Origin of the sequence: Bacillus sp. FSL R9-9530, assembly GCF_038008145.1 — a bacterium.
In the GTDB taxonomy this organism is placed as follows: domain Bacteria; phylum Bacillota; class Bacilli; order Bacillales; family Bacillaceae_G; genus Bacillus_A; species Bacillus_A mycoides.
Map to the genome: position 1 here is coordinate 4570381 of NZ_JBBOYO010000001.1, position 17662 is coordinate 4588042.

Genomic DNA, 17662 nt, shown 5'->3' on the forward strand with positions numbered 1-17662 from the left:
ACCTTTCTATTTTTAAAACTTAATATGTTGTGATAATTTTTGCATATAAAAGGAACGAATTAAAAGGAAAAAGATAATTTCAACCGTTCCAAAGATTACAAGTACAACTGTAATCTCAGCGAATAATGATAGATGTAATATCTCTTGTAACATCTTTGTCGCAAACATCGTATGGATCGATGCCATAATGTAAGGAACAAAGAAAAGAATCGCAAGTTGAATTGTAGCGGATTGCTTCATTTCGACTTCTGTTAAACCGATTTTTGTAATCGTTATATACTTTTCTTGCTCATTTGTTAAATCTGTATACATACGGAAGTAAAGAACGCTGCCAGCTCCGATAAAGAAAATAACACCTAGGAAAGTACCAATTAAGAAAAACGAAGCAACATTTAATTTTGTTTTGTATAGAGAATTGCTTGCTTCACTTGCATGAAACGGTGGATGTTCTGCCTGAATAGCTGCATTGTCAGTATCAATTTTTGTTATAAATGCTGAACCGATATTATGTGCCTTTTCCCAATCTGGAACTTTGAAGCTATATACACTCATCTGTTTTGAAGCGGTTGATAAGGCTTCTACATTTTCATCAGATAGTACGAGTAATTGGTATATTAAGCTGTTTGGGAAGGGGTTATAACTTTTATATTCTTTCACTTGTAGTTGTAAATTGTTTTGAGTAAGTGGAAGAATATTTTTCTTTTCTTTAGTATGAATTGTTCCAATAACTTGATCGTCTAAGTCTTTCATAAGAATATAAGATTCATTCTTATTCACCGTGAGAGTTTCCCAGCTTAATGCTTTAGCAAGTACATTATAGTCACTTTGTTTAATGGCATAATAGAGCTGTGAGTTATCCTCAGCTGAAGATACTTCATATATGTCTGTTTTAAATTTTGTATAAGTAAAGTGCTCTTCGTTAAATTTTTGTTCTAACCAATTTAAATGTTCATCGGCAAGCGTATTTTCAGTATGTGATAAATAAGTAAACGGGAAAGGATTTTGCCTTATTTCATCAAACTTTGTGAATTTCCCAAACCCATATAAGAATGTAATCATTGTGAAAGCGAGTGTCGATAACATCGTCACGATAAAGAGCATGTTAATATTTGTCCGAATCCGAGTTGCTAAATCAGAAACCCAAAGCATATTAATACGTTTCATATAAAATTTTCTTCTCGTCTTTAATATGCGAATGAGTAAGAAGCTAATTTGTGAGAAGAAAAAATATGTCCCAGCTGCAGCAAGTGATGGGATGACAAATATACAGGAGGCAGCGTACAAAAGCCCAGCGATATCTCCTAGTGACATAAAATATAGTGGGTTTGCTGCTAAAACATATCCAGATATTAAACATATCGCACCAAAGAGAGAGATGAGTACAGATGCTTTTCTTTCTTTTTGTTTTGTTCCTTCTTTTAAAAGACGTACAGCTTTTCTCGTACGGATTAGCATCGGTGTAAAAGATGATACGAGAATGAAGAGTCCAAGAAAGATAATTATAGTTAAAACGATAGCAGCTGTAGGCCACCAATATAAATATAAACCAGGCACATGCGTAATTTTGGCGGTAACTAATAAAAAGAACTGTGAAAAGACAAGGCCAAATTGAATGCCGAAAAATATGGATAGGCCACCAATTAGCATGTTTTCTAGAAATACGAGCCTCTTTAATTGCTTTGGAGATATGCCAAGTACTGTTAAAATCCCGAACTGTTTTTTTCGTACTTTTAAGAAAGTACCGATTGAATATAGTAAAAAGAAAAATGAAAAGAATACAATGACAACTTCTGAGATTGTCATTAATATGTTCAGAGCAGCATTCACGCCTGTCATATGCAATTTAGGATGAAATAAATAAACTGCAAACGAGAAGAAAATTGCAATGGAAAACGCACTACTTACAAAATAGGCGAAATAAGCTCTGGCGTTCCGCGTCACGTTTTTAAATGCAAACTGCCAAAATGTCATGCGCCTAAACCTCCTAATAGAGTTAATGTGAAAGGAGTATGAGGGGGTCCGCATACTCTTTTCATAAAGCTCACCTTTTGCTTATTTAAAACTTAATATGTTGCGATAATTTTTGCATATAAAGTGAACGAATTAATAGGAAAAAGATAATCTCAACTGTTCCAAAAATCACAAGTACAACCGTAATTTCAGCGAACAATGATAAGTTAATAATATCTTGCAACATCTTTGTCGCAAACATCGTATGAATAGAAGCCATAATGTATGGAACGAAAAATAAGATTCCAAGTTGAATGGTCGCTGAACGCTTCATTTCTGATTCTGTTAAGCCAATCTTCGTAATCGTTACATATTTTTCTTGCTCGTTTGTTAAATCTGTATACATACGGAAGTACAGTACACTACCAGCTCCAATAAAGAAAATGATCCCAAGGAATGTACCAATAAGGAAGTAGGAAGCACTTCCGGATTTGATTCTGTATAAAGAGTTACCTGATTCAAAAATACGAACGAGAGATCCTTCGTGCTTGATACTCGCGCGGTCTTTATCTGCTCGTTTTACAAACTCATCAGCAATAGCATATGTATTCTCCCAGTTTTCTACGTTGTAATTATAGACTGTCACATGTTTAGTGTTAGTTGGTAAATTGTTAACGGCAGAATCAGATAATACTAATGTTTCATAAGCAAAAGTAGACGGGAGGGTATTATCTATTTTGATCCCTTTTATTTGTAGCTTATAATTTGTATTAGCGAGTGTAATATGTGTTCTATTGTAATTTGGATCGAATGCACTAAACAATGGGACATATGCCGCTCCAGATAATACATATGTTTCATTCTCATTTATAAATAGTTTTTGTAATTGTAATGACGTAGCGAGTTTATTATAGTCACTTTGCTTTATGGCATATGTGTCATAATAAATTTCTGTATTATTTTTCGCTTCTACAGGCGTAGCGTATAAATCTACTTTAATTTTGTCGTAAGAGAATTGCCCATCTTCTAATTGTTTTTCTAGCCAATTTAAGTGCTGGGAAGTAAATGGATTCTCATCAAATGAGAAATATGAAAATGCGAATGGTGAATTTCGTTCAACATCAAGCTTCATAAATTTCCCGAACCCATATAAAAATGTAATCATCGTAAAAGCAATTGTAGATAGCATTGCCACAACGAAAAGCATATTAATATTTGAGCGAATGCGGCTAGCTAAATCAGAAATCCAGAGCATATTAATACGCTTCATATAAAAATTCCGTCTCTTTTTCAACAGGTGAATGAGCAAGAAACTAATTTGCGAAAAGAAGAAATATGTTCCGATTGAAACGAGTGCCGGAATGACGAAAATACTTGAAAGCATATAAACCATTCCTATTTGTGGGCTTATTGATACGAAATATATTGGTTTGCTCGCTAAAGCGTAGCCACCTATTAAACAGATAGCGCCAAATAGAGAGATAAATATGGATGGTTTTCTTTCCTTTTGTTTCCCAGCATTAGTTTTTAAAAGGTTTACCGTCTTTTTCGTACGAATTAGCAGGGGTGTAAATGAAGATACAGCGATAAAGAGACCAAGAAACACAATCGTCGTTAAAATGAAAGCATTCGTAGGGATATATAAATATATCCCTGGTAGATGTGTAATTTTCGCTGTTACTAATAAGAAAAACTGCGAAAAGACAAGTCCAAACTGCATACCGAAAAAGATAGATAAAATACCAATTAACATATTTTCAGTGAAAACGAGACGGTGTAATTGTTTTCTTGATATTCCTAAAACGGTCAAAACGCCGAATTGTTTTTTACGTACTTTTAAAAACGATCCGATTGAATATAGTAAAAAGAAAAAAGAGAACAAGACAATGACAACTTCTGAAAAAATCATTAATCCTGAAACTTCAGAGATCATACTGGAATTTTGTAATTTCGGATGAAATAAATAAACAGCAAACGAAAAGAAAACAGCAATGGAAAAGGAACTGCTTAAAAAATAGGCAAAATAAGCTCTTGAGTTGCGCGTTACATTTTTAAATGCAAACTGCCAAAATGTCATAATATATGCCTCCCGTTAGCAGGCCGATATGTAGTCTTATTGCAAAAAATGTATGAGAGTAAATTCTCATACATTTTGCTAGCATATGTTATGGTCATGCTTCGGTCACCTTCTCTGTATTTTCTGCTTGATTATTTGCAGCGTTGTGGAAGATGATTTTAATCGTCGTTCCTTTACCAACTTCAGAGTCTAGTTTCACAGAGTGACCTAAATAATCACAAATTTTACTTACAATATAAAGCCCCATACCAGTAGATTCTCCGAATGCACGACCGTTTTTTCCAGTGTAAAAAGGTTCAAATACTCTTCGAATATCTTCTTGTGGAATACCAACGCCTTCGTCACGAACTTCCAAAATAATATCTTTACCATTGCGATAAGCTGATAAGAAAACTTTCTTTCCGCGCTCACCAGAGTAGCGAACTGCATTTGTCATTAACTGATAAATGATGAACTTTAGCCACTTCGCATCAGAAGCAACTTTTAAATCTGAATGAACTTCTAAAACGGGGAAGACTCCGTTTCGAATGAATAATTCTTTCAATCCGTTAATATTTTTTGTCACAGCATCTTTTAATGAAATCGTCTCAACATGGAAGTCTTCATGGAAGTTATTTAGCCTTGCCATATATAAAGCCATATCGAGTCCTTGATTTAATCGTTCTAATTCTTTTTTGAATTTCGGGATTAAATGTTCATCTTCCATTTCAAGCACCATAAGCTGCATAACAGAAACAGGCGTTTTCATTTGATGCACCCAATGGTTAATAAATAATTGGTGTTCTTGCTGTTTTACTTCGAATGTTTGTAGGTCTTTTTGGAATAGACGATATTGCGTACGAACGAGCTCGTTTACACCGTGTGGCATAGGAGCAGTCGCTCTTTCAATAAACGCATCTTCCAGTTTCTCTGGTGGTTCACTTAATCTGTGATACATTCTACGGTTACGAACGTAACGATAAGCGAGGAAACAGATGAATAAGTATAAACTTAAAACGATGAAGTAAAACTTATTATTTTGAAATCCGTCTACTGCATCATAAAGAACGAAAATGATTCCGAAGTTTAATACATATAGTAGGAAAAATGCAAAATGATCACGTAAAAATAGTTTCATGCTTATTCACTCCAAGTTGCGTTAAAACGATACCCAAGTCCACGTACTGTTTCAATAGCATTTTCAATACCAAGCTCATTGAACTTTTTACGAAGACGCGTGATGTTTACGTTTAATGTATTTTCCTCAACGAAGCTTTCGTCGTCCCAAAGAGCGGCTAGTAAATCTTCACGACTCGCTGTACGAGGAAATTTAGATAATAACATTTCTGCTAAAATTGCTTCTTTCTTCGTTAAAAGAACTTGCTCAGCGCCAAAATGAATTTCTGGACGCTCAGGGAATAGTTTTAGTCCTTCAACTTCAACGATACGCTCAGAAATATTTGGTGCATAATCACCGTAAATACGGCGTAATTGCCCTTTAATTTTTGCCATTACAACGTCGTAGTGGAACGGTTTTGTAATGTAATCATCCGCACCGCTTTCAATCGCCATAATTTGCTCCATTTCACCTGCGCGTGCCGAAATGAAAATAATTGGACAAGTAGATTCATGGCGAATTTGACGGCACCAGTAGAATCCATCGAATTTCGGTAAGTTTACATCAAGTAAAACAAGATGTGGTTTCACAGCGTTAAACGATTCCATAATATCATCGAAGTTCTCCGCAACAACAGCATCATAGCCATATTTTTGAATGTGAGATTGTAGTAATGATGAAATATTTGGATCGTCTTCAACGATTAAAATTTTATACATATGTATATTCCTCCTAAAAAAACAATTGTAGCTATAGTGTATCATGTGTTTCTCGTCTTTTCATTATGTTGAAATATAAGCTAGTAAACAATATAGGTCAAAAGTGGAAAAAGTAAAAAGGGCTAGGGATACAATTGACAATTAACTGAAAATATTTTAACATTTAGATAAATATCTAAATGTCTAATTATCGAAAGGAAGAAAGACATTGAATCAAGCATTTAAAGCATTAGCAGACCCGACAAGGCGAAAAATTTTAGACTTATTAAAAGAAGGCGATTTAACAGCTGGCGAAATTGCTGAACAGTTCAATATGACAAAGCCAAGTATTTCTCATCACCTAAATGCGCTTAAAAATGCTGAACTTATCCAAGATGAAAAAAGAGGACAATTCGTTATGTACTCTTTAAACACAACTGTATTCCAAGATTTATTGACTTGGGTGTTTACGTTTACGAATAAGGGGGAAGAGGGGAAATGAAGAAGCATATATTTCCGTTATTATTAATTGCTTTAACGATTATTGCATGGTGCATCGCGTGGCCTTATTTACCGGGAGAAGTTCCAAGTCATTGGAATATTAATGGTGAGGTAGATGGACATATGTCAAAAATGGGAATGTTGATTTTTGATGTAGCAATTATGGTTTTCATATATGCACTAGTTACTGTATTGCCTAAGATAGATCCGAAGTACGACAACTACAAAAGATTTCCTAAAGCACTTGGAATGATAAATGGAGCAATTTTATTTTTCTTATTTACTATTAATATGATGACACTAGCAAATGCTTTAGGGTATAACATTCCAATTGGAATCGTTGTGAACATAATGGTCGGTATCCTTTTCATCGTACTCGGCAATTATATGCAGCAATGTAAACCAAATTTCTTCATAGGTATTAAGACGCCATGGACGTTAAGTAGTGAAAATGTATGGAGAAAAACGCATAGGATAGGATCAAAGATCATGATGATTGGCGGTATTGTAATCATATTTTCCTCGTTTCTACCAGGAATGTGGAAGATGATTTGTTTGTTAAGTGTTGTTGTTGTACTGGTTGTTGGTACGATGGTGTATTCCTATGTTGCTTATAAGAAAGAGATAGGAGCTTAATAGAAATTTTATGGGGGAGAGAGGATGAAAAGACACGTATTACCATGGAGTTTAATTATTGCAATTGCAATGGGATGGTACATTGTATGGCCATATTTACCGGAACAAATTCCGCGTCATTATAATGCTGCGGGAATAGTAGATGGATATTTTTCTAAAGTAGAGGCAAGTTCATTTTCAATAGGTAGTATGGTGTTGCTGTATTTGATATGGCTAGCTATGGGGTATATTGATGTAACAAAAGATAAGTATAAACAGCATGCTAAAGTCCTTTCTGCAATTAACTATGCCATTCTTTTTATAGGATTCGGCTGTAACATATTTGCGTTATTAGCAGCGTCTAATTATATTGCTTCAGGCTCAATCGCCTTTAATTTCGGAATTGGAACGTTGTTTCTTGTACTAGGTAATCACATGCAACAAACGAAGCCAAATGGTTTAGTAGGCATTCGAATGGACTGGACCTTAGAAAATCCTGTAGTTTGGAGAAAAACACACAGATTTGCTTCGAAGGTATTTGTAATAGGTGCACTTTGTATATATGCGGGAGCGTTACTTCCAGATCCATTCAATATCTTTGTGGGGATTGGAATAATATTAGTATGCATCTTCATATCAACGATAAAGTCATATGTTATTTATAAAAAAGAAATGCAATTGTAAGCAATAAGGGATTGAACTGTACTAGTCAAATTTTATATTTATAGTTTCTATGTGTTAAGAAATTTTAATACTCAGTGGGGATAACGAAAAAGCTCGCTGAGTAAATTTTTTGTTTTTAGGTCTGAAAATTCAGTCAAAAAGGTAGTTTGGGGGAAATCACATGTTAGAAATTATAAATTTTAGCAAGACATACAAAGGTGGCAAAAAAGCAGTAGATCAGCTAAATATTACTGTTCAAGCAGGAGATATCTTTGGATTTATTGGGCATAACGGTGCGGGGAAAAGTACAACAATTAAGTCGTTAGTTGGAGTTATAGATTTTGAAGAGGGTGAAATTTTTGTTGATGGATATTCAGTCAAAAAGGATCCGATTGCATGTAAGAGAGTAATGGCGTATATTCCCGATAATCCAGATTTATATGAGCAATTAACAGGAATTCAATATTTAAACTTTGTTGCGGATGTGTTTAAAGTGTCTGCAAAAGATCGGGAAAAGGAGATACAAAAGTATGGAGATGCTTTTGAGATTACACCGTACCTAGGTGATTTAATATCTTCTTATTCACATGGTATGAAACAAAAAGTGGCGATTATGTCAGCGGTTTTGCATAAACCGAAATTATTAGTTTTAGATGAACCCTTCGTCGGTCTTGATCCAAAGGCTGCTGTAGTGTTGAAAGGTATTATGAAGGAGCTTTGTGAAAAGGGAAGTGCGATTTTCTTTTCTACGCATGTTTTAGATGTGGCGGAGAAGTTATGTAATAAAATAGCGATGATTAATAGAGGGAAATTAGCACTTTCAGGGGAAGTGAATTCTTTAATAAAGGAAGGGTCATTGGAAGAGCTCTTTATGAAGGAGCTTGCTAATGAATATTAGTAGTCTAGGTCTTTTAAAAATCCGCTTGATAACGCAGCTTGGTTTAAATACTTTTAAATACGAAAAAGATAAAAAGAAGAAGCAGAATAAGATTTTACTGTCAGCATCTATTGCCTTAGTTGGTGTCATGTTAATGCTATATTGTGGGGCCTCGGCATATGGGTTGGTGAAGCTAGGAATAAGTGAAATTATCCCAGTTTATGCATTAGTTATTAGCAGTGTATTGACGTTGTTTTTCACTATATTTAAGGCAAATGGAGAGATTTTTGCTTTTAAGGATTACGATCTTTTAATGTCATTACCGATTCGTGTAAGTACAGTTATTACAAGTAGGTTTTTGTATTTATATTTGCTGAATACGATCTTTTCAATCATAATCATGCTACCAATGGGAGTTGTTTATGGCATACATGAGAGGCCATCAGTTTCTTTTTACTTTATGTGGTTCATCAGTATGTTTATAGCATCTTTAATTCCAACAACAATAGCAGCGATTTTTGGAGCTGCTATTACGGCAATCGCTTCTAAATTTAAAAATACGAATAAAATAACTACGACTTTAAGTTTTATAGTAATTATTACATTCGGTTTCTTTATGCTAAAAAGCGGAAATGCTCAATATAGTCTTAATGATATGAACGGAATAGGTGCAATTATTTCAGAGCAACTAACTAAAGTGTATCCATTAGCTAACATGTTTCAAAAAGCAATTGTTCATGCTGATATTGTAGCTTTCATCCTGTTTGTTGGGATATCGGTTATTTGGTATTATCTTTTTGTAAAAATCCTTTCGTTAAAATATAAGCAAATAAATACAGAGATTACCACTTATCATATGCTTTCAAATTATGAAATTCATAGCATGAGAAAAGAAAGTGTATTGGCCGCATTGTATAAAAAAGAACTGAAGCGTTTCTTTTCTTCTACAGTGTATGTGGTAAATAGCGGAATGGGAGTTGTGATGGCGCTAGCTTTCGCACTAGCTATAGTTGTAGTAGGGCCAAGTCAATTAATAGCGTATCCTGGAATTGAGCCTCTGTTGCAAAAGATTGCTCCATTTGCTATTTCAGCAGCGATTTCGATGACGTGTACAACATGTGTGTCATTGTCTTTAGAAGGAAAAAATGTATGGATTATTAAGTCGTTACCTATAGCGCCAAAGATGATTTATGACAGTAAAATTCTTATGAATCTTTCATTAAGTATACCTGCATCACTTATTAGTGCTGTATTACTGATAATAGGGTTAAAACTAGATGTTTGGAGTTCTCTTTTCATCGTAATAACACCGATAACATATTCATTCTTTTCGGCAGTATGGGGGATTTTTATTAATAATCGATTTGGTTATTATGATTGGGTATCAGAAACTCAAGTAGTAAAACAAAGTATAGGATCGTTTGTCGGTATGTTCGGTGGCTTAATTATGGCTGTTATACCTGCCTTGTTAATCGGTACTGCTACGATCTCGAACTACAGAGTGTTTACTTTTGGAGTTGTTATAGTACTTACGATTGTTACTATTTTCTTGTATAAGAACGAGTCGAGAAGAAGTATAAAGTGAAACTTTAATCAGTGGGGGTTTTACTGCCCACAAATAGCGGGATAAAATAAAAAGCTGCTTTTCCTTTAAAGAGGAAGAGCAGCTTCTTTATTTTGAAAAAGTTTAGACCTTTATATTACTTTTTTAAAACAGGTACCCATATCTCGCTTCTGAAATTCGGTGAGGATACGTCTTTACTTTCATTCCACAATATTTCCGGTCCTTCCGCTAGTTCGTAGTTCGAAGAAGGGAACCATTCGGAATAAATACGTCCCCACACATTTTGTAATGCATCAGGAAATGGACCGACAGCTTCAAATATAGCCCATGCTGAAGCTGCGACTTCAAGTTGCGCAAATTGCTCTGGGCAATCTTTCGTTGTGGCTACTCCAATATAGTGATCGAGTTCGCCTTTTTCTTCCATTCTTCCTTCAGAAAAGTTAGTAGAGGCACTAATGATTCCATTTGGGTTCACATTTGAAAGCATCTTTAATGTTTGAATGGACTGTGGGGTTAAACTTTTCCACATAGAAGCAATTTCTTCGTTTACACCGTTAAAAACGATTGGTACTCGTTTTTGTATGCCAATGATTTGAAATGGCTCTTTTTCTTCAATTCGATAGTTCATTTCATTTCCTCCTTGAATGGATAGTTGGAAGGTCATTGGTGAATAAGCCTTCAAAGAACGAATTGTACTTCGAGCTTCTGAAGGCGTTATTCCGTGCAAATTTTGAAATGCACGTGTAAATGAATCTGGTGAGTTGTATCCATATTTTATAGCGACATCAATGACTTTTGCATTGCAATCTTTTAGTTCAAAGGCAGCAAGGGTAAGACGTCTACAGCGAATATATTCTGATAGTGATATGCCAGCTAAAAAAGAAAACATTCTTTTGAAATGATATTCGGAGCAGAAAGCTATTTTTGCGACTTCTTTAAAATCAATTTCGTGTGTAAGGTTGTCTTCAATATACTGCATTGCCGCATTCATATTTTTAAGTGAATCCATACTATGACCTCCTTTGTATATAGAATAGCAAGAATGAAATAGCTCCATCCGACATTTCATGCACAACTTTGTAGGGGGCATTTTTAACCTTACAAAATTGTAATGTTCCTGTAAGGAGAATGAATGGATGGCATGATATCCCAATGTTATAGTAACAAAGTACTTTAGTACATTAGGTTAAATTCTGATGTCTTTACTTATGTGCCTTACATAACTGTCATGTTTGTGTAAGAAACATCGATAGTGGCAAGAGTAGAGAGTGTATATAGTTGAAAATAGAGAATAGAAGAAATGAGGGATGTCGAGATGAAAACAGTGTTAGAAGCAAAAAATATTGAAAAAGTATATGACACAGGTGGGAATAAATTTGCAGCTTTAAAAGGTATTAACTTACAAGTAAAAGAAGGTGAGTTCGTTGGAATTATGGGACCTTCTGGTTCGGGTAAGACGACTCTTTTAAATGTTCTTTCTACAATTGATAATGCGACGAACGGTGAGATTTTAATTGATGGAAAAGACATCGTGAAGATGAACGATGATAAGCTGGCGTTATTCCGCCGTGATCATTTAGGGTTCATTTTCCAAGATTATAACTTATTAGATACGTTAACGGTGAAAGAGAATATTGCGTTACCTCTTGCGTTATCGAAGGTGAAAGCGAGTGAGATCGATCGCCGCGTTCTTGAAATCTCAAAGAAATTCGGTATTGATCATATTTTAAGTCAGTTCCCATATCAAGTATCCGGTGGACAGAAGCAGCGCTGCGCAGCATCGCGCGCGATTGTTACAAGTCCTAGTATGATATTTGGGGACGAACCGACTGGAGCACTTGATTCTAAATCAGCGACAGATTTATTAGAAAGTATGAAGTCGTTAAATGAATATGATAATTCTACAATTTTGATGGTAACGCATGATGCATTTGCGGCGAGTTATTGTAAACGAGTTATTTTCATTAAAGATGGTGAGTTATATAAAGAATTACACCGTGGTGAATCAACACGTAAACAGTTCTTCCAAAAAGTCGTTGACGTAATGTCTTCTATTTCTGGAGGTATGGCTGATGACCTTATCTAGCATTGCCCTCCGCAACATACAGCGGAACTTTAAAGACTACTTTGTATATTTTGCATCTATGATATTTAGCATCGTCATCTATTTTACATTTAAGGCGTTGCAGTATAATTCACAAATGGAAAAAGCTGCGGAAGGTTCTAAAAAAATTAGCGGTGCATTTCAAGTTTCAAGTGTCATGCTAATTATATTCGTAGCGGTGTTCATTATATATTCGAACGGTTTCTTTACACGAAAACGTAAAAAAGAAGTTGGGCTATATTCGTTACTCGGTATTCGTAAAAAACAAATCGGTAAAATGCTCTTTTATGAAAATATGTTAATGGGATTAATGTCTTTAATTATAGGGATTGCGATTGGTAGCGTCCTTTCGAAACTATTCCTTGAATTATTAGTAAGCATGATGGGATTAAACTTAAATGTTCATTTTGAAGTACCGATGGCTGCAATTGTGGATACAGCAATTATTTTCTTTGTGATTATATTGTATACATCACTTCAAGGGTATCGTTTAATTTATCGATTTAAGCTAATTGAACTTTTCCGCGCAGAACGTGAAGGAGAAGAAATGCCAAAAGGATCAGTTATTATGGCATTAATTTCAGTTTTCTTAATCGGTTCAGGTTATTTCTTAGCGTTAATGTATGTGAAAGCACTTAAGTATGCCGACTTTATGGTAGTCGCACTTTACATTTTACTGGCGACAGTAGTAGGTACTTACTTACTATTTATGTTCTTTACAGTATTCGTATTGAAACGTGCAAGAAATAATAAATCATCGTTTTATAACGGTATGAATATGGTAACGACGTCACAGTTACTATATCGTATTAAAGGAAATGCAAAGTCACTTGCGACAATTTCTATTTTAAGTGCAGTGACATTAACAGCGGTTGGTACGTCAGTTACGATGTATTACAACACATTTACGCAATCAAAAGTAGCTGCGCCGTACAGTTATTCTTATGAGAAAAAAGATGAAGAGCTTGATAAGAAAGTAAATGCGATTTTTGCTGAAGAGAAGGCGAATCACCCTGTCAAAGATCAATTTGAAATTGAGACGGTTCCTGTAAAAGGGAAGTTTGAAGGGGATAAAGTGGACTTCATTCTTAATCTAAACTACACGATTTCAGAGAAATATCAGTTTATGTCTCAGTCCGAATTTAATAAACTTGCAAAAAAAATCGATGCAGAAACAGTGAATGTAGCTACTGGTGAAGCATTTATATATGATAGCTCTTATATTGAAGGGTATGAGTTTAGCCCTGGGTATAAAGGAAGTGAAGCAGTATTCCAAATTGGCAATGAAACGAAGACATTAACGATTCAAGGTGCAAATAATACAGCAATTACGAACTTAGGTGAATTAGTGATTGTCGTTTCAGATGAAATGTATGAACAGGTGAAGCAAGCATTTGGAACACGTACTGTAAAAAATATTGATGTAAAAGATGAAAGAAACAGTAAAGTATTAACAGAAAAGTTAGCAAAAGTGATGCCAGCTGGTGAATCAGAAATGGTACCACTATTTAGAGATTTCTATACTGGTTTCCAGACGGGGCTTGAAGGAACGGGACTCATGATGTTCATCGGAATGTTCTTAGGACTTGTATTCTTACTAGCAACAGGCTCTATTATTTACTTTAAGCAATTAACTGAAGCAAATGCAGATCGTGAGCGTTACGTTGTACTTCGTAAAGTTGGTGTAACGAAACAAGAAATGAAAAAAGCTATCGCAAAACAAGTAAGCTTTATCTTTGCGATTCCGTTAGTAATCGGAATTCTGCATAGCTTATTTGCACTAAAAGGTTTAGCAAACTTATTACCATTCGAAATTATGATTCCGCTCCTAATTAGTATCGGAGTATATGGCGTCATTTACATCGGATATTACTTCTTAACAGTTCGATCTTATTATAAGATTGTGAGCGCGAAGTAATAGACGGTAGCTGTAAGGAAATAAGAACTATAAAATAGTGATTCACCTGATTTTTTAGTCAGGTGAATCACTATTTTTTGTTTTGATAAGTGCTAGTGAGAGATAAAACAAATAACATTTGAGGAGGGAGTAGGCATACAGAATTTGTGTACTGTAAGTCTGTCATTCTTATTATATTAATAAAATGATGTGAATGGAGTGTTACATATTACTTGATGGGAATAGCATGAATTTTATAGACATAATTAATGCGCATCAATTATGTCTATAAAACTAAAGGTATGTTTATAGTCAAAGGTATCTATGCATATTACATAACGCTTCAAAGGGTTTATTTCAATTACAGCCATACATATTGTGGGAAAATAACCATCTTCATAATAAGTGATTAATATTTCTTTTTCGGAAATGAATGACTGTAATAGAAGGTCTTCAATCCTCTCTCTATCATTTTGTGGTGATACCCTTACCTTGCGTGTGCCAGCGGCTTGTTCAGGTATAATAGTCATTTGATTCAATTTCGAAGTGTCGCTATCTTTTGATATATTTGCGCTACTCATGCCTTATATTCTCCTAACAATATATTTTCTGTATCTTTCTAACTTAGGAAGAACAATTACTATTTGATCACTATTAATTCAAGCGCTAAGTTTCTTATTTTCTTGAACGGAATACATTGTATAAGCAGCCTATTTTTGGAAGTATTCTAGCTTTTAAATTTATCTAATGAAGAAATTATGGCGAATTAGCTTAGCATTAAAAAATTAACAAATTTATCAACTTATTTATAGTAATTTATTTGTCATTATTGTACTTTTTTGAATGGGCTAGAACTTTATTAGTATTAAGGAGAATAAAGGCGTGTAAAGATGATAGAAAGAATATAAAAAAGACGAAACAAATTGATTAATTTTGAGGTGGGGGTATTAGCGCTCACAAATAGCGGGATAAATTGAAGTGGTGAATTTTGTAGATAGGTGAGATGGTATTACACGTATCTCACCTAGTGTTAAGAAAATGCTGCTATATTACGGTATGATTTTCACGATATTGTCTAGGAGTCATACTAGTGATTTTTTTGAAGACTCTTGTGAAATAACTTTGGTCATTAAAATTAAGCCAGGTACAAATATCTGATAATGGATATGTCGTTAATGTTAATAATTTTTTTGCTTCCTCTACTCGTTCCCTTTGAACATACTCACTTAAAGGAATCCCTAATTCTTTTTTAAACAATTTAGATAAATAGGTAGGAGAAATATCTAAAAGGTTAGCAAGATCATTAAGAGATATATCGTCGTAAATATGTTTGTGAATATGATTTAGGCATGTAGTTATTGAATTAGAATATGCTTGATTACTATATTCTTTAACACGTTCTGCGAAAGTACATAAGGCATCTTCAATTAATCTATTTACGGAGTACATGTTATCTAGTTTTTCAATGGTTTGGATATATAAAGTACCAAGTGAAAAAGCAATATCTGATGGAAGATTACCAGCTATCGCATATCGAATAGCTAGAGTAATTGCGATAATACCATTATTTTTTTGGTTTCTGAGTTGATCTCCTTTTGATGAAATTGCCGCGTCTTCTTGCGGGAATGAATATGCATATTGGATTACTTTTTCTTTATTTCCTTCTTTAATTGCTGAAAAAAACTTACGTTCTAATGACATGTTGTAATTTTTAGGGTCATTCCGCCGGCGTTTTGAAATATATAAATCGGGATTTACAATTTTATAAGAAACGTCCTCTAGAATTTTGTTTTTTTCCCACACAATATCTATATCTAATTTTTCATTGAAAATTGCGTAATGTAACCAAATGCTTATATCAATGAGAGTACTTTTTTTAATCTCAGGTAGAAACTGATAGTAGGCTATTCCTTGTTGCATTTTATTATTAATGTTGGAATACTCCATAAGCTTGATAGCCATTTCATCTGATACTTTTGGATAGGTAGTGGGCCCGATTATCATAGTTCCTTTTACATGTTCATGATTTGTTATATGAATGATAACGAAATTCTCAAGATACTTATTCCCTTTAAGAATTGGAAAGTTAAAGGGAGCGTTTTCCTGATAAATCTCACTAAGATGTTCTTCTTTAGAAGAATAAAAAGGACTACAAATAGTATTAGAAGTAGATTCATATAAGATTTTTCTGCTAGTAGATAAGAACTGAACAGGTACATGAAAAGTTCTATGCACAAGATCACATAAGTATTGTAGGTCGATGGGGTTATTCATTATTTTCTATCTTCTCCTTTTAAGTAGGTCGTAAAACACCACATATTAATACCTAGATCTATCTTTTCCTCTGCAAGATGTAAATTTCCTAGTATCTAATTGTTCAAGCACATTTAGCCATTCTTATTTAGTTGAACAAAAAGGATTACGTATATTTCTGTTTGTAGATAAAAAACGAATAGGAACTGAAAATGATTTATGTATTAATTCAAATTAGACGTAGCCATGGTGTTTCTTCTTTTAAAAATTAAATTCATTAATGTACTATTAGTTAAAAGTTTACCCAGCAAAAAACGATTGGTAAGGGCTAATTAAAGTTTTAAACTATTTAATATCCATTATATCAAATAAATAAATTTATTAAGGGTAGATATTTATAAAATTAGGAATATAAAATATTTCATGTATAAGAACACACATTGAAAGCATTGTAGCAGTGGCGATAAAGTATGGCGTGTATTTGTATAGGCGAAAAAAGAGTACAGTGATGAGTAAATATCCAGAATAAAGGCTTAAGTTTATTGAGGGCAGTGTAAAAGATTAGAATAAAAAGAAGGAGAGAGTAAATGCCAATTATAAGAGATATCCGATTAAGTTTTCTAAAAAGAAAAGAGCATATAAGTAGTTTAGAGACATTAAAATTAACATCCTCAAGCAACTATGATGAGGAGCTATCTTTTTTTAAAGAAACGAGCTGTATTACTTCTTTATACGAGCGACATATGTCAAAGTTAAGAACAGACTATGAAAAAGTTATTTTGATTTACTGTGTGGATGATATTTCATTATTAAATCAGTGGGAGAAGAAATATCGAATTTTTCCTGGATATATGAATGTGTTTGTAGAGTATGGGAGTGTAAATGATTTTCCATATTTATCAGATAGAGAGAAAAAAGAATTAGCCCTTCAAATCGTTCATACTGAAATGAAGAGTTTAGCTGTGGAATGTGATTGGGATATAGAGATGTTAGAAAAAGCAAACAATAAGGTACTGGATTTGGATTATAAAAATGAACTTGTATATATAAAGAAGAGTAGTCCGAATAAAAAATATGTATGTAGTATAATTTGGCAGTATGAAGTGGCTTATGCTGATATGTACTTAGAAATAAGGGAGTATAGAACGAGACGATTAATCAAAAAGGAAAAGCTTATGAGAGAAGAAGATATGTATAAAATGTCTAATTATGTTAGTGACGTGGCTTGGAAGTTAAACCATAAAGTGATGTTGATGAACGACAAAGGGAAAACCATGTGGATGTTAACCTTTTTAGAGAAAAACGAGCCAGATAATTTAGTTTGGAAGATTGAAAGAATTGAGGAAAGTTAATAAAAAAGAGCTTGA

The 17662-nt window shown here is 33.9% G+C and carries 15 protein-coding genes and 1 pseudogene; 9 read left to right on the forward strand and 7 right to left on the reverse strand.

Annotation, left to right across the window (positions count from 1 at the left end):
* Nucleotides 1-12: 12 nt before the first annotated feature.
* The 4 genes from MKX66_RS23060 to MKX66_RS23075 all read right to left on the reverse strand — a co-directional run bounded on the left by MKX66_RS23060 (nt 13) and on the right by MKX66_RS23075 (nt 5842).
* Nucleotides 13-1971 (reverse strand): ABC transporter permease, encoded by a 1959-nt coding sequence (locus MKX66_RS23060; protein ID WP_326997218.1) that lies wholly within the window; start codon nt 1969-1971, stop codon nt 13-15.
* An 85-nt stretch (nt 1972-2056) separates the two neighbouring features.
* Nucleotides 2057-4027, reverse strand: coding sequence for an ABC transporter permease (locus MKX66_RS23065; protein WP_341087198.1), 1971 nt, complete (start codon nt 4025-4027; stop codon nt 2057-2059).
* 94 nt (nt 4028-4121) lie between these two features.
* Nucleotides 4122-5144 carry a sensor histidine kinase gene (locus MKX66_RS23070; RefSeq protein WP_002015836.1) on the reverse strand — a complete coding sequence of 341 codons (1023 nt, stop codon included), beginning with the start codon at nt 5142-5144 and terminating at the stop codon, nt 4122-4124.
* 2 nt (nt 5145-5146) lie between these two features.
* Nucleotides 5147-5842: a response regulator transcription factor gene (locus tag MKX66_RS23075; protein WP_000276730.1), complete on the reverse strand. Its 696-nt coding sequence runs from the start codon at nt 5840-5842 to the stop codon at nt 5147-5149.
* 208 nt (nt 5843-6050) lie between these two features.
* Here MKX66_RS23075 and MKX66_RS23080 point away from each other — a divergent pair, with 208 nt between their 5' ends.
* The 5 genes from MKX66_RS23080 (at nt 6051) to MKX66_RS23100 (ending at nt 10062) form a co-directional block, all read left to right on the forward strand.
* Nucleotides 6051-6323 carry an autorepressor SdpR family transcription factor gene (locus tag MKX66_RS23080; RefSeq protein ID WP_002089211.1) on the forward strand — a complete coding sequence of 91 codons (273 nt, stop codon included), beginning with the start codon at nt 6051-6053 and terminating at the stop codon, nt 6321-6323.
* Nucleotides 6320-6958, forward strand: a complete 639-nt coding sequence (locus MKX66_RS23085; protein WP_078421880.1) for an SdpI family protein — start codon at nt 6320-6322, stop codon at nt 6956-6958. The genes MKX66_RS23080 and MKX66_RS23085 overlap by 4 nt, the downstream gene beginning before the upstream one ends.
* A gap of 24 nt (nt 6959-6982) precedes the next feature.
* Nucleotides 6983-7621, forward strand: a complete 639-nt coding sequence (locus MKX66_RS23090) for an SdpI family protein (RefSeq protein ID WP_215590290.1) — start codon at nt 6983-6985, stop codon at nt 7619-7621.
* Nucleotides 7622-7781: 160 nt separating this feature from the next.
* Nucleotides 7782-8498 (forward strand): ABC transporter ATP-binding protein, encoded by a 717-nt coding sequence (locus MKX66_RS23095; protein WP_215590289.1) that lies wholly within the window; start codon nt 7782-7784, stop codon nt 8496-8498.
* On the forward strand, nt 8488-10062 hold the full coding sequence (locus tag MKX66_RS23100) for a permease (RefSeq protein ID WP_215590288.1): 1575 nt from the start codon (nt 8488-8490) through the stop codon (nt 10060-10062). Before MKX66_RS23095 ends, MKX66_RS23100 begins: the two co-directional genes overlap by 11 nt.
* A 115-nt stretch (nt 10063-10177) precedes the next feature.
* On the opposite strand, the gene MKX66_RS23105 is transcribed toward MKX66_RS23100, so the two are convergent.
* The gene (locus tag MKX66_RS23105) at nt 10178-11050 is read right to left on the reverse strand and encodes an AraC family transcriptional regulator (protein ID WP_215590287.1); all 873 of its coding nucleotides are present in this window, start codon (nt 11048-11050) and stop codon (nt 10178-10180) included.
* Nucleotides 11051-11356: 306 nt separating this feature from the next.
* On the opposite strand from MKX66_RS23105, the gene MKX66_RS23110 reads away from it, so the two are divergent.
* Both MKX66_RS23110 and MKX66_RS23115 read left to right on the forward strand, forming a co-directional pair.
* Entirely contained in the window at nt 11357-12127 is a 771-nt protein-coding gene (locus MKX66_RS23110; RefSeq protein WP_000859659.1) for an ABC transporter ATP-binding protein, read from the forward strand.
* Complete coding sequence (locus MKX66_RS23115) at nt 12114-14063, forward strand: ABC transporter permease (protein WP_326997222.1); 1950 nt, start codon at nt 12114-12116, stop codon at nt 14061-14063. Before MKX66_RS23110 ends, MKX66_RS23115 begins: the two co-directional genes overlap by 14 nt.
* 245 nt (nt 14064-14308) lie before the next feature.
* Here MKX66_RS23115 and MKX66_RS23120 read toward each other — a convergent pair whose 3' ends face one another.
* Complete coding sequence (locus tag MKX66_RS23120) at nt 14309-14623, reverse strand: YolD-like family protein (RefSeq protein WP_326997223.1); 315 nt, start codon at nt 14621-14623, stop codon at nt 14309-14311.
* Between the two features lie 463 nt (nt 14624-15086).
* Nucleotides 15087-16316 carry a helix-turn-helix domain-containing protein gene (locus MKX66_RS23125; protein ID WP_341087203.1) on the reverse strand — a complete coding sequence of 410 codons (1230 nt, stop codon included), beginning with the start codon at nt 16314-16316 and terminating at the stop codon, nt 15087-15089.
* Nucleotides 16317-16731: 415 nt separating this feature from the next.
* Between MKX66_RS23125 and MKX66_RS30930 the strand changes: the two are divergent.
* Together MKX66_RS30930 and MKX66_RS23130 are read left to right on the forward strand one after the other, a co-directional pair.
* A pseudogene (locus tag MKX66_RS30930) lies at nt 16732-16824 on the forward strand (DedA family protein); the annotation flags it as partial.
* Between the two features lie 58 nt (nt 16825-16882).
* The gene (locus MKX66_RS23130) at nt 16883-17647 is read left to right on the forward strand and encodes a hypothetical protein (protein WP_341087204.1); all 765 of its coding nucleotides are present in this window, start codon (nt 16883-16885) and stop codon (nt 17645-17647) included.
* Nucleotides 17648-17662: the final 15 nt, after the last annotated feature.

What these genes read in the sequence shown, in the direction of transcription:
- MKX66_RS23060 (WP_326997218.1), bottom strand. Translation starts at nt 1,971, where the DNA reads ATGACATTTTGGCAGTTTGCATTTAAAAACGTGACGCGGAACGCCAGA.
- MKX66_RS23065 (WP_341087198.1), bottom strand. Translation starts at nt 4,027, where the DNA reads ATGACATTTTGGCAGTTTGCATTTAAAAATGTAACGCGCAACTCAAGA.
- MKX66_RS23070 (WP_002015836.1), bottom strand. Translation starts at nt 5,144, where the DNA reads ATGAAACTATTTTTACGTGATCATTTTGCATTTTTCCTACTATATGTA.
- MKX66_RS23075 (WP_000276730.1), bottom strand. Translation starts at nt 5,842, where the DNA reads ATGTATAAAATTTTAATCGTTGAAGACGATCCAAATATTTCATCATTA.
- MKX66_RS23085 (WP_078421880.1), top strand. Translation starts at nt 6,320, where the DNA reads ATGAAGAAGCATATATTTCCGTTATTATTAATTGCTTTAACGATTATT.
- MKX66_RS23090 (WP_215590290.1), top strand. Translation starts at nt 6,983, where the DNA reads ATGAAAAGACACGTATTACCATGGAGTTTAATTATTGCAATTGCAATG.
- MKX66_RS23095 (WP_215590289.1), top strand. Translation starts at nt 7,782, where the DNA reads ATGTTAGAAATTATAAATTTTAGCAAGACATACAAAGGTGGCAAAAAA.
- MKX66_RS23100 (WP_215590288.1), top strand. Translation starts at nt 8,488, where the DNA reads ATGAATATTAGTAGTCTAGGTCTTTTAAAAATCCGCTTGATAACGCAG.
- MKX66_RS23105 (WP_215590287.1), bottom strand. Translation starts at nt 11,050, where the DNA reads ATGGATTCACTTAAAAATATGAATGCGGCAATGCAGTATATTGAAGAC.
- MKX66_RS23110 (WP_000859659.1), top strand. Translation starts at nt 11,357, where the DNA reads ATGAAAACAGTGTTAGAAGCAAAAAATATTGAAAAAGTATATGACACA.
- MKX66_RS23115 (WP_326997222.1), top strand. Translation starts at nt 12,114, where the DNA reads ATGACCTTATCTAGCATTGCCCTCCGCAACATACAGCGGAACTTTAAA.
- MKX66_RS23120 (WP_326997223.1), bottom strand. Translation starts at nt 14,623, where the DNA reads ATGAGTAGCGCAAATATATCAAAAGATAGCGACACTTCGAAATTGAAT.
- MKX66_RS23125 (WP_341087203.1), bottom strand. Translation starts at nt 16,316, where the DNA reads ATGAATAACCCCATCGACCTACAATACTTATGTGATCTTGTGCATAGA.
- MKX66_RS23130 (WP_341087204.1), top strand. Translation starts at nt 16,883, where the DNA reads ATGCCAATTATAAGAGATATCCGATTAAGTTTTCTAAAAAGAAAAGAG.